Below are 12,122 nucleotides of genomic sequence, written 5' to 3' on the forward strand. Positions count from 1 at the left end.
CCCGATTGTTGTATCTTTGCACGCACAAACTCCGGTCCGGACGGCCGGCGGCCCGCAGGGCAGACGAAGCCTGCGGTCCGGCAGGAGAGGTCCGGTCCCGCAAAACGCAGAAAGAACATGAGCCTCGTAGCAATCGTCGGACGGCCCAACGTCGGCAAATCGACCCTCTTCAACCGCCTCGTCGGCGAACGCAAAGCGATCGTCGATGCGACGGCCGGAACCACGCGCGACCGCCACTACGGCAAAACGGACTGGAACGGCCGCGAATTCTCCGTGATCGACACGGGCGGCTACACCGTCAATTCCGACGACATCTTCGAAGACGAAATCCGCCGTCAGGTGATGCTGGCCATCGACGAAGCGGACGTCATACTCCTCCTGGTGGAGGTCTCCACCGGAATCACGGACCTCGACGAGCTGATGGCCGACATCCTGCGCCGCTCGCCGAAAAAGGTGATCCTCGTCTGCAACAAGGTTGACAACAACGACCAGATCTACTCCTCGCACGAATTTTACGCCCTCGGTCTGGGCGACCCCTACTGCATCTCGTCCATGTCGGGAAGCGGCACGGGCGACCTGATGGACGCCATCCTCGCGGCGCTTCCCGCCGACGACGCGGACGAAGCGGAGGACGACCTGCCGCGCATCACGATCGTCGGACGGCCCAACGTCGGCAAATCGTCGCTCACGAACGCCTTGCTGGGCACCGAGCGCAACATCGTCACGTCGATCGCCGGAACCACGCGCGACTCGATCCACACGCGCTACAACAAGTTCGGCATGGACTTCTACCTCGTCGATACGGCCGGCATGCGCAAGAAGGGCAAGACGATGGAGGACCTCGAATTCTACTCGGTGATGCGGTCGATCCGGGCCATCGAGCAGTCCGACGTCTGCGTCCTGATGCTCGACGCGCAGCAGGGACTCGAATCGCAGGACCTGAACATCCACAACCTCATCGTCCGCAACCGCAAGGGGTGCGTGATCGTGGTGAACAAGTGGGACCTCGTGGAGAAGGACAGCAACACGATGAAGGAGTGGACCGAGTTCCTGAAAAAACGGCTCGCCCCGTTCAACGACATTCCGATCGTCTTCACCTCGGTGCTGAACAGACAGCGCATCCTCGACGTGCTCCAGACCGCGATCCGGGTGCACCAGTCGCGCAAACGCCGCATCTCCACGTCGGAGCTGAACGAGGAGCTGCTGCCGCTGATCGAGAACTACCCTCCCCCTGCAACCAAGGGCAAGTACATCAAGATCAAGTACGTCACGCAGTTGCCGACGCCGACGCCGCAGTTCGCCTTTTTCGTGAACCTGCCGCAGTACATCAAGGAGCCCTACCGCCGCTTCCTGGAAAACAACATCCGCGAACGGTGGGATTTCGCCGGAGTGCCCATCCAGATCTATTTCCGGCAGAAATAGGCCACGGAACCATCGCCCGAGGCGGCGCATTCCGGCAGTCGGGCTCCGACGCAAGCGAAGTCCCGGCGCCCCGCAGGCCCCGGCGCGAAAAAGACCCGCCCCGAAGCGACGACGCTTCGGGGCGGTTTCCGTTCCGGGAGGCAGAGGCTCACCGGGCGATGATCTCGAAAACCTCGGCCGGACCTTCGAGGGCCACCGAGGCCGCACCGTCCGCCAGGGCGAGGCGGAAGAAGGGTTCGCCGACCGCCATCTCGGAGAGCACGCTGCCGTCGGCGGCAAACTGCCGCACGCGGAGTCCGCCCTCTCCGGGCAGGTCCAGCAACAGCACATACTCCCGCACGCCGTCGGGAACCTCGAACGCAAGGCGTCCGTCGCTGCGGAACGACGTGCCGGGATCGCGGTCGAAGGCATAGAGCGCCCGCTCCGCATCCGCGGCCTCGACACGGAACCCGAGCCGTTCGGCGCGCACGGGATTGACCTCGAACGAGCGCACGGCCGCCCAGTTGGTCCTGGGCGAGTCGAGGCGCAGCAGCCGCACGTAGCGCGCTCCGACGGGTTCGCCGCACCATTCGATGACGTACTGCCGCCGCAGGTCGTCGAGCAGCGGATGCCACGTCCGTCCGTCGGCCGAGTATTCGAGCCGCGCATGGTCGAAGTAATCCACGTCGTCGGTCGAGTTCCGGCCCTGAAGGATCGTCACCTCGGAAACCTCGCGCAGGGTTCCCAGATCGACGCCGATCCAGTCGCCGGCCTGCTGCGCACGGCCCGAAGTGTAGAAAGTCCCGGGGTCGTGGTCGAGCATCAGGCGGCTCTGCGTCGTGGCGAGGGTCGGGAAGGACCCGATGCCGCGGGCCGAAGCGGGCCGGTCGCCCGTCAGGCGCGTGAAGAAGCCCGCGGCCATGTCGTCCATCGCCTGCTCGTAGAAGGGCTGGAGCTTCATCGTGCCGGACTTGTGGGCCTCGTAGGCACTGCGGTCGGCGGCGCTCATCCGGTTGCGGACGTAGCCGCACCAGAACGCCGCGTCGTCGCCCGTCTCGTAACATGCGATGAGATCGAGCGTCCGGAGCCCCCGTTCGCCCAGCTTGCGGAACTCCGCGAGCCACGGCCGCAGCTCGGCCAGCAGCTCCCGGTTGGCGCAGCGCTCCTCCAGCACGCCGGGCGCCGCAACCACCCGCTCGAACTCCTCCCGCAGGGCCGCGGCCTGCCCGGGGGTGTAGTCGGCGATGCGGAACGTCTCGGTCTCCCACGACTCGTCGCGGCGGTAGCCCGTCTCCGTGTCGCACGAATGGATGGCGAAGGTGCGGTACGCCTCGCGCGCCTCGGGAACCAGCTCCGCGAGCCCCCGCTCCCAGTTGTCGATCGGATTGTAGGCCGCCGTGTTCCACGTGTAGTCGGCCACGCCGTAGAGCGCCAGCTTCGACGCCTCGCCGTGTTCCATCGGGTTGCTGACGAAGCCGCACAGGTCGTCGGTCGTAAGCGTCGTGTCCAACCCATAGACCGGACCCTGCATCAGGATATGGCGCGCATAGTCCGTCACCGGATAGTTCCACCAGTAGAATGCCGGACGGCCGATACGCGAATCGACCCACGCGAGCGTCTCGGGCGTGAGGTCGCTGCACACGACGTCGCCCGTCCAGAAGACCCGCACCGAGGGGTCGAGCGTCCGCCCGTAGATGGCCAGACTGCCCTGCGGCGTGGGATTCGCCCAAAGCCGCGAATAGTCCGTCGGGCAGACCACGAGCGGTGCGACATCGCCCTTGGCGCGGACGAAATCGGCATCGAGGCGGTTCAGCAGCTCGGTCTGCCGCCCGGGGTCCGTGCCGTCGCCCGAAATGTCGTCGAAGAAGATGGCGAAGGCGCGCACGCCGAGGTCGTACATCCATTCGAACTTCCGCACCAGGTTGCGGTAGTCCTCCTCGTTCCAGCGAATGTCCTGCCCGGGGTGGATCGCCCAGACGAAATCGACGTAGTTGCGCCGGCACGCCTCGACCAGCTCGCGGATCTGCCGCGCCTCCGATTCGGGATACGGCAACCGCCAGTCGGGACTGCTATGGTAGGGGTCGTCTTTCGGGCCGTAGAGGTAGCTGTTCATCTTGAAACGTCCGTAGAAGTCGATGAGCGACAGCCGCACGGCATGCGGCCACGGCGTGCCGTAGAAGCCCTCGACGACACCCCGCGTGGGCAGGTCGGGATAGTCCGCGATCTCCACGAAGGGCAGCCCGCCGGCCGCGGCCGGACTTTCGGCGATCTGCCGGAGGGTCTGTACGGCATAGAAGGCGCCCCGCTCGTCGTAGCCCGTCAGGGCGATGCCCGAGCCGTCGATCCGGAGCGCATAGGCTCCCGACAGGGGTTTCACGCCGCACCGGGCAGCCGCTTTCGCACCGAACTCGACGGAAAGCGCCACCCCTTTCCGCGCGAGGGGCAGGAAGCCCAGGTCGGCGGCGAAACGCGTCCCCTCGCCCCGCAGGCGGACGCCGCCCGACACGTCGAGACGCCCCTCGCCGCGGACGAGGCTATGGGGCACAGGATTGAGGGGCAGGCCGCCGTGATCGACGGCGTGTCCCGGCACGGGTCGCACGTCCTGCGACTCGGAACGCTGCGCGGCGAGGTCGAAATCGGTCTCCTGCCCCGACAGCGGGCCGCAGAGGAGCAACCCGGCGGCCAACAAAGCAAATCTGGTTCTGGTCATCGTTGAAAAGTAATTTGAGTTCTCGTCTCGTTACCCGGTCGTTTACCGGACCCGGTTCATCCGGACGTATTCGAATTCGGCGAACGACGTCTCGGGACCTTCGTAATAAAGCCCCGGACGGGCGACGCGGTCCCATTGCAGCAGTTCGCCCGGCTCCACGGGCCGCGTTCCGGCCTGCTGCCACGAGTTGCCGTCGAGGCTGTACGCGAAGGCCGCGGGGCCGCCGCCCCGCACCTCCATACGCAGGTAGACGGGGGCATCGTCCGGAACGGCGAGAGGCCCGCCGAGCAGTTCCTCCCGTCCGTCGCGGACGAGGCGTACGGCCAGCCGTCCGTCTTGCAGTCCCCAGACCAGCAGGTTCCTGTCGTCGCCATAGAGCGTCAGGCCGCTCCATCCCGCAGGACGCGCGAGGCACGCCGTCTCCAGCGTGTAGTCCGTCGTCAGGGCGCGCAGGCAGAAGGCCACGCCCGTATGCACGCCCTCCTTCGCACGGCCGCTCAGGCAGAGCCGCCCGTCGGCCTGCTCGACGTCCGGCACGGCATAGGGATAGTTCCACGACCACTCGGGACGGATGCACGGCGAGGAGAAGTCGTCCGCGAAGTCCTTCACCGGCTCCTGTGCCGTGCCGGGCAGCGGCAGCGGACGCCACAGGAGGGCCGTTTCGCCGCCCTCGAAATGCAACCATCCGTCCTCGCCCAGCTCGATGCGGGAGAGGATCGGCTGACGCCCGAGGAAGAAGTTCTCGCCCGAAAGATAGGCATGGCAGAGGAAGAACATGCGGCCGTCGGGCGTGGTGACCACCGTGCCGTGGCCACAGGACTGCACCCCTTCGCCGCCGTGCAGGACCGGATTCCCGGCGTATTTCTCGTACGGTCCGCGGAGGTTTTTCGACCGCGCCACCGAAACGGCATAGTCGCTTCCGGGGCCGCAGCAGCCGTTCACGGCATAGATCAGGTAGTAGTAATCGCCGAGTTTCATCCAGTGCTGGCCCTCCAGCCCCCGCCGCGCATCGTCGCGCAGCAGGCTGAACGGCTCGCCCTCGAGCCGCAGGCCGTCGTCCGAAAGGCGGCAGGCCAGCAGTTCGATCGGCCTCCGGTCGAGGCCGTAGGCCTTCCACGAGATGTAGAGTTTCCCTTCGTCCTCCAGCACGAAGGCGTCGATGGCCTCGGTGCCCAGCGCGACGACCGGACCGTGGTCCGTGTAGGGGCCTTCGGGACGGTCGGCCGTGGCCACGCCGATATACGACGTGCCGTCGCTCTTGCGGCGGGCCGTATAATAGGCGTAGGTCCGCCCGTCGCGGTGGAACAGCTCCGGGGCCCAGAACGACGAGCGGGTCCACTCGGGCTGCTCTTCGAACAGGTGGCCCGCCTGCGTCCAGTTCACCAGGTCGCGCGAAGTGAAGAGCGGATAGAAAGGCGCCCACTCCGAAGAGGTTCCGCAGGCATAGTAGGTCTCGCCGACGCGGATGACGCTGGGATCGGGCAGGTCGCCCGGAATCACCGGATTGGAAAAGGTTCCCGGCTGGGCGGCGGCGCTCAGACAGCCGCACGCGGCAGCGAATGCGAACAGTAGTTTTTGCATAAAAGTCGGTCTTAGCGTTTTTTCTCCGGACAAATATACGAAGAACTCGCGTAAAAACGAAAGAATCGGATAGATTAAGATAAGTGACTGACACTAAAGAAAGTCAAGCGGTCTATCTCTCTGTCTGTCCGACTCATCAAAAAGTAGGATTGTGAGAGGTTAAGAAGGGCGATTGCTACTTATCCGTTGCCTTTTTCGGCCCGGAAAAATTCGCTGAAAAACACCCTGTCGAACCGTTTGCTACCGCAAAAAACGCTTGTATCTTCGGTATTCGCACTGTAAAGATAACCGTTTTTTTCGATTATCGGGAAAATACAGCCGCGTTTATTCGATCCGGGGTTCTGTTTCGCTGTTCTGCTATATTTTTCATAGCTTCAAATAGCTCTATATCAACTAATTTTGCAATTAGATAGATAGAGTTATGGAACAAATGGATGTAAGGGTCGCGTTCTACCTTAAAAAGAGCGAAACGAATGCCGATGGTTGTTGTCCTGTCATGGCACGGTTGACCGTCGGCAACCATTCCGAGGCGGCTTTCAGTGCCAAGATGTCGGTTCCCGTATCGTCGTGGGAATCGGGCCGCGCCACGGGAAAGAGCGCTGCTACGCGGGAGATCAACCGGAAGTTGGACGAACTGCGTGCCTCGGCACTGGCCATCTACAAGGAACAGTCTGCGATACGGGAGGTCGTGACCGCCGAAGAGGTACGGGATCTGTTGCTGGGCAAGGCTTCCGGACAAACAACCCTGCTTGGTTATTTTCAAACGTTTATCGAACATTTCGAGAAGCGCGTGGGTGTAAACCGCGAGAAAGACACGCTCAGATCCTATCGCTATGCCCGTAATTGCGTCTCCGCTTTCCTGCAAACACAGTATAAACTCTCGGATATTCCCTTTGCTGCCCTCGACCGGTCGTTCATCGACAGGTACGACCTCTACCTTCGGACGGAACGCCGCATCGCGCCGGGAACTATCGTCCTGCTGACCACAAAGCTGAACACGATCGTCGGCGAGGCGGTGGCGGAGGGTATCATCACGGCCGACCCGTTCGCCGGGTACGAACCGAAGCGCCCCGAAAGGGTGCAGAAATACCTCACTGCCGACGAATTGCACCGGCTGATGACCACGCCGCTCCATCACCCGACGCTCTACCAAACCCGCGACCTGTTCCTATTCTCGTGTTATACGGGCATTCCTTACGGGGATATGTGCCGCCTGAGCGAAGACGATCTGGAAATTGCCGAGGACGGCGAGGTGTGGATCAAAACCACGCGCAAGAAGACGAAGATCGACTACGAACTGCCGCTGCTCGATATTCCCCTCCGTATTCTCGACAAATACAGGGGTATCGCGCCGGAAGGGAAATTACTTCCTATGTACGGCAACACTACACTCAACCGGGCTCTGAAACGTATCGCCTCGATCTGCGGTATCGAAAAGCGGCTCGTTTTCCACTGCGGACGGCATACCTACGCCACCGAAATCACGCTTTCGCAGGGCGTTCCGCTGGAAACGGTCAGTAAGATGCTGGGCCACACACGTATCGACACGACACAGATTTATGCCAAAGTAACCGATGACAAAATCGGCGCGGATACGCAAAACCTCGACAAGAAGCTCGCCGAGCGGTTTTCGATAGCTCTGTAATCACCTTTTTCAAATCCGAATCATCATGGAAACGAACAATAAGGAGATAAAACGCCGCAGTACGTTTGCCGTACTGTTCTATATCAATCGAACTAAAGTCCGCAAGGACGGCACCTGCCAGCTCTTGTGCAAAGTCAGCATCGACGCCGAATCGGCTCATATAGGTATCAAAACCGCCATCGAACCGTCGCTGTGGAATCCGGAAACAGGACGCGCGGACGGCCGGAGTGCCAATGCCCGCAAGGTAAACCGGGCCATCGACCTGCTGACCGAACAGATCGGGGCCCACTATCGGAGGATTCGCAACGACCTCGGCTTCGTCACGGCGGAACTGGTGAAGAACGCCGTAAAAGGCGTCGGACAGAAGCCGCTCACGCTGCTGGCCCTGTTCCGGGAACACAATGCAGAGTTTTACAAACGGGTCGGCGTAGATCGGACGAAAGAGACCTATGCCAGCTACGAAAACTCCTACAACCACTTGGCTGCGTTCGTACAACAGAAATGCGGGCAGGAAGACGTCACGCTCCGAAGTCTCGACAAAACGTTCTACGACGACTTCGACCTCTTTCTGCGAACGGAGTGCGATATGATGCAAAAGACGGTGCACGAACACCTGTACCGCCTGAAGAAAATGACCAAACGGGCTGTCAGCCAAGGTACGCTCCGCCGCGACCCTTACGGCAGGCTGCACCCGGAGCTGCCCGAACGCAAGAGCCGCCACCTCAAACTCGAAGACCTCAAAAAGCTGATGGAAACGCCCATCGACAAACCCAATCTTCAGCGGGTGCGGGACTGGTTCCTCTTCTCCACCTTCACGGGCTTGTCCTACTCCGACCTGAACCGGCTCTCGGATAAGGACATCACGCAGGCCGCTGACGGAACGTGGTGGCTTCATATACGGCGCAAAAAAACAGATACGCCCTCGGCAGTCCGGTTGCTGGAGGTTCCGTTGCGGATCATCGAGAAATACCGGTCTGAACGTCGAAGCGACAAGATTTTCAACCTTTACAGCCGGAAGCATCTTATCATACTTACGCGAAAACTGGGACAAGCATATGGTTTCGATATGACCTTCCATAAGGCCCGGCATAATTTCGGGACACATATTACCCTCTCGATGGGCGTGCCTATCGAAACCGTGAGCCGTATGATGGGACACAAGAGCATCACCACGACTCAGATTTACGCCAAAGTGACCGACAAAAAGGTGGGTGAAGATATGAAAGGGCTTAAAATGAGGACGAAAGACCGGAAAATAGTCTTATGCGAAGAGGATGTGAGCGTTATGAAAAAGAAACGGGCCCGGTCCGACAGAGAAAAAGCGGCGTTCGCTTGACGGAAAAGAAAAATATTCGTATAATTATCCAACTAATAATATCCAAACAATATGGCAACGACAGGAGAAAAAGCGACAGGAACGATAACGATCGAGTACAATACCGTAACCGTAACCCCCGGTGCCGACGGCGATGTGTGGCTGACCCCATCCGAGATTGCCCGTATGTTCGAGGTGTTCGTCCCGGCGATTACGAGCAATATACGGGCGATCTACAAGCACGGCGCACTGCGTATGTCGGAAACCTCGAATCTTCCGACGGCACATGCAGAACTGTATAATCTGGAAATGATCTCGGCGTTGGCCTTTCGGGTGGACACGCCCCAGAGCGCGGCGTTCCGGCGGTGGCTGATCCGCCGCCCCCATTCCCGGATGGTCGTGCTGAAGGTCTCGCAGGAGGAACGGACGGTAGTGAACTGACCTCGGAAAGAAAAAATCTGTCTAACCACCTTGATTCTAACGTTTTCGCCCCTGTCGGAATTCATCCTGACAGGGGCGATCTTCAATCTCGGGAATTTGTCAGACAGCCCTTCTTCTCGTTCCGGTGTTACAGCAACGCCTTATCATCCGTTCCGTTATACGAATCCCGGAGTAACTTTTCGATCTCCGACTCCCGGTACAGCACTTTCCCGCATATCATGTAATAAGGGAGTTTCCCCGAGCTGCGGTATTCCTGCAACGTCCGGCGGTGGACTTTCAGCCGCTCCGAAATTTCCTTGTCCGTCAGATACGACTCGCCGCCCAGAATCAGGCGATGGTTCGTACCGAATTTTTCCAGCCCCTTTTCGATACGCTTTATCAGGTCGAACACTTCGGTCTCGCTACTGTCCGAGCCCTGCACAATATTATTTCTCATAGTTTATTTCTTCGTTTACTTTTTCGATTGTTTCAACAATGCCTCTACGTCTTGCGGCTTATAGTAGATTTTATGTCCGACTTGCGTGTAGGGAATGAGCCGTTTTTCACGATATGCCTGAAGCGTCCTTTTGGCGATGCACAGCATCTCGCAGACCTCCTCATTGTCGAGCCAACGTCCTAAGCGTTTTTGCTGTTTTGCATTCAGAGCCTCGATCCTTCCGGCCAGCGTTTCGAGTTTGGCCACCATAGAGTCATAGACCCGTTTTTCGATCATTATCATCTCCATAATTACAATGTTTAGCTTTCCCGGAACCCAAAAATACTTTATGGAATACACGTCCGAGCCTTTTGCCGACGCAGATGTAAGGGTTGACGTCGCTATATGCCACGGTTGGCGTCGCCGCTTTGAATTTGTAAAAGCGAGGAAAATATGCGAAATTTGAGTGGCTGAAACAGTTATATTTGATTATGCTTCTGACTTCGATGACATATAGGGAGATGTACGACCATCTCGCCGCTGACAAATACAAAGTAGACATCAAGCAAGAATACCTACGGCCCAAAGCGATTAAAGCATTTCGTAAAACAAGCCGTTTTCCTGCGTGGGAACTTTATGAATATAAGATTCCGGCAACCAACAATCAGTATATCATTTATTTTTATGCAGAAACCAGGACCCGTGCAGAATATCCCGAAGTCGGCTCTTTCTGTATTGTTTATGCAGACAAACATCGGTTTGTCGTTCAATGGGGTGCAAGCGGGTATAAGCACACCCCGGATAGCAAAATGGTAGGCGTCAGGCAAATCAGTGCCTATACATCCCATTTTTTTCAACGATACAGGGAGCGTTTCTTAAAAGACGAATCGCTGAGTGCTAATGAAGTAGCTGTAAGATATTTTTCCCGGAATACTACCGTCATGCCCCTCCAGCAAAATGAGGGCATCAACCGCAACCATGAAAAATACGGAGAATATGGAAAGTATGCCTTTCGTATCAGGGACGGGATCTGTTTTACCTACATGAAAGCAGAGGGTATGATAAGTGAGGACGGTGACAGGCATAAGGATAAAGTAGATACCGTATATGTGTGCTACACTACGTTTATGAACGAATCCGGTATGACTGAAAGCCAGCGTAATGCTATCTTTCAAGAACATTGTATGCAATGGCGGCAATTATACGATACATTCCTGAGTGAAGCTAAAAACGGGACTATCACCCTGCGAATTGAACCTTAACTGCTTTTATTTAGGAATACTAACAATTCAGTGCCAAATCTTAGCTTGTTAATTTGATGATGCAAACCGTTGAAAACTTTAACAATGACAACATAAACATCGCTCTATGATTACCAATTTCAGCTTCGGAGTACCCGGCGAGATAGCAGATGCCGATTACCCGATGCCGCTCGGGAACTATTTCGACATCGAAAAGGATATGATGCAGGTCGGCGGCGAGTTCCTTTTAGTCCGGGACGAGGAGAGTAACTTTTACTTTCTCTGCACCGACGACTGCGACATCGAACTATTATGCCGTGCTTATGATTGGTATATCGTATCGTCCGGCCGTTTCAACGACCGTTTGCGGATCGGCATGGGGCTGGCCGGAGAGGATGCTTACGGCAGCGAGATGTTCCGGATCGAGCTATTTCTATTAGCCTATTTTCTGCAATTTCAAGTGTAAGTTTTTTGTTTCCATAACGTCTTATTTATCAATTATTCTATAATCGGGATTGACTTTCATTTTACTCCGTATCGTTATATCATTGAAAAGTTTACGGATACAAAGAATGCCTAAGCTATCACCTAATTGAGGAAACTTGCGATGAAACCTTTTTGAAAGTAAGTGTAAGCGCAAAGAATGCTTTTCTTCGTCCTTATACTCGAATTGCTCTTCAAACATAATCTGATTGTTCCGTTCTCCTCTGACAATGATAGTGGCTTCTTTACTACCGTGATCTTGTACTTCAATTGAAATAATTGTCTTGTTCATATTTACAAATTTTCCTTATTTTATATCTGAAAACTTTGGGCTTATAACTAAATGATTTATAGTAGCATTATTAAAGCATTTATTCTATTGCTCAGATGAAAAACTTATTCTAATTTTGCGGTATAACACTAAATAATCAGAATTATGGATAGCATACGTTTTAATGAAGAAGATTTTAACGGGTACTTAGAACAACTCATTGAATCAGGCAGATTGGATTTAATGCAATCAGGCATTACAAAATTAGTGATAGACAAAGGATATGATGCTCTGTCTCCTAAACAAAGAAAAGTATTTGACTATATGATAGACACAAATACCGTTGAGAGTTGTGAACGTTGTGCATGTGATATTCCTTGGTGCGAAATGCTTGAAGCTCTTGATAATGGTGGCTATTGTAATTACTGCCAACATATGATGGAGAAGTTGGAAGATGAGTAAGAAATAACGGGAATAGCTATCAAGGTTATTCCCGTTACTGTTTAATCAGTTATAATAAATCAGACAAGCTCATTTAGGGTATTGTCGTAAATACTCACTTCAGATAAATATTGTGCATTTTTTGTTGTTCTTCATCCGGTTCGCGCAAAAAAGCTAA

12 protein-coding genes are annotated in these 12,122 nt (G+C 56.4%); 7 read left to right on the plus strand and 5 right to left on the minus strand.

Annotated features, from left to right (window positions below):
• Positions 1-117 precede the first annotated feature (117 nt).
• Positions 118-1,422 carry a ribosome biogenesis GTPase Der gene (der, locus tag FME97_RS01595; RefSeq protein ID WP_141427614.1) on the plus strand — a complete coding sequence of 435 codons (1,305 nt, stop codon included), beginning with the start codon at positions 118-120 and terminating at the stop codon, positions 1,420-1,422.
• A 148-nt stretch (positions 1,423-1,570) separates the two neighbouring features.
• Here the strand turns inward: der and FME97_RS01600 are convergent, their stop codons facing one another.
• Positions 1,571-4,111, minus strand: coding sequence for a beta-N-acetylglucosaminidase domain-containing protein (locus FME97_RS01600; RefSeq protein WP_141427615.1), 2,541 nt, complete (start codon positions 4,109-4,111; stop codon positions 1,571-1,573).
• Between the two features lie 42 nt (positions 4,112-4,153).
• Entirely contained in the window at positions 4,154-5,692 is a 1,539-nt protein-coding gene (locus FME97_RS01605) for a family 43 glycosylhydrolase (RefSeq protein ID WP_141427617.1), read from the minus strand.
• Between the two features lie 421 nt (positions 5,693-6,113).
• Between FME97_RS01605 and FME97_RS01610 the strand changes: the two genes are divergently transcribed.
• Genes FME97_RS01610 through FME97_RS01620 form a run of 3 tightly spaced genes read left to right on the plus strand, consistent with a single transcriptional unit; the run spans position 6,114 to position 9,093 of the window.
• Positions 6,114-7,337 carry a site-specific integrase gene (locus FME97_RS01610; protein ID WP_032135209.1) on the plus strand — a complete coding sequence of 408 codons (1,224 nt, stop codon included), beginning with the start codon at positions 6,114-6,116 and terminating at the stop codon, positions 7,335-7,337.
• Between the two features lie 25 nt (positions 7,338-7,362).
• The gene (locus FME97_RS01615; protein WP_032135208.1) at positions 7,363-8,673 is read left to right on the plus strand and encodes a site-specific integrase; all 1,311 of its coding nucleotides are present in this window, start codon (positions 7,363-7,365) and stop codon (positions 8,671-8,673) included.
• A 51-nt stretch (positions 8,674-8,724) separates the two neighbouring features.
• Complete coding sequence (locus FME97_RS01620) at positions 8,725-9,093, plus strand: hypothetical protein (protein WP_032135207.1); 369 nt, start codon at positions 8,725-8,727, stop codon at positions 9,091-9,093.
• Between the two features lie 127 nt (positions 9,094-9,220).
• Here FME97_RS01620 and FME97_RS01625 read toward each other — a convergent pair whose 3' ends face one another.
• The gene (locus tag FME97_RS01625; RefSeq protein ID WP_032135206.1) at positions 9,221-9,529 is read right to left on the minus strand and encodes a helix-turn-helix domain-containing protein; all 309 of its coding nucleotides are present in this window, start codon (positions 9,527-9,529) and stop codon (positions 9,221-9,223) included.
• A 15-nt stretch (positions 9,530-9,544) separates the two neighbouring features.
• Positions 9,545-9,817 carry a helix-turn-helix domain-containing protein gene (locus FME97_RS01630; RefSeq protein ID WP_032135252.1) on the minus strand — a complete coding sequence of 91 codons (273 nt, stop codon included), beginning with the start codon at positions 9,815-9,817 and terminating at the stop codon, positions 9,545-9,547.
• 212 nt (positions 9,818-10,029) lie between these two features.
• On the opposite strand from FME97_RS01630, the gene FME97_RS12450 reads away from it, so the two are divergent.
• Positions 10,030-10,770, plus strand: a complete 741-nt coding sequence (locus tag FME97_RS12450) for a hypothetical protein (RefSeq protein ID WP_179954821.1) — start codon at positions 10,030-10,032, stop codon at positions 10,768-10,770.
• A 106-nt stretch (positions 10,771-10,876) separates the two neighbouring features.
• Positions 10,877-11,215: a hypothetical protein gene (locus FME97_RS01640; protein ID WP_032135205.1), complete on the plus strand. Its 339-nt coding sequence runs from the start codon at positions 10,877-10,879 to the stop codon at positions 11,213-11,215.
• Between the two features lie 21 nt (positions 11,216-11,236).
• Here the strand turns inward: FME97_RS01640 and FME97_RS01645 are convergent, their stop codons facing one another.
• On the minus strand, positions 11,237-11,524 hold the full coding sequence (locus FME97_RS01645; protein WP_032135204.1) for a hypothetical protein: 288 nt from the start codon (positions 11,522-11,524) through the stop codon (positions 11,237-11,239).
• A 144-nt stretch (positions 11,525-11,668) separates the two neighbouring features.
• Between FME97_RS01645 and FME97_RS01650 the strand changes: the two genes are divergently transcribed.
• Positions 11,669-11,965, plus strand: a complete 297-nt coding sequence (locus tag FME97_RS01650) for a hypothetical protein (RefSeq protein WP_081918694.1) — start codon at positions 11,669-11,671, stop codon at positions 11,963-11,965.
• The last annotated feature ends 157 nt before the right edge of the window (positions 11,966-12,122 follow it).

The organism is Alistipes dispar (assembly GCF_006542685.1).
In the GTDB taxonomy this organism is placed as follows: Bacteria; Bacteroidota; Bacteroidia; order Bacteroidales; family Rikenellaceae; genus Alistipes; species Alistipes dispar.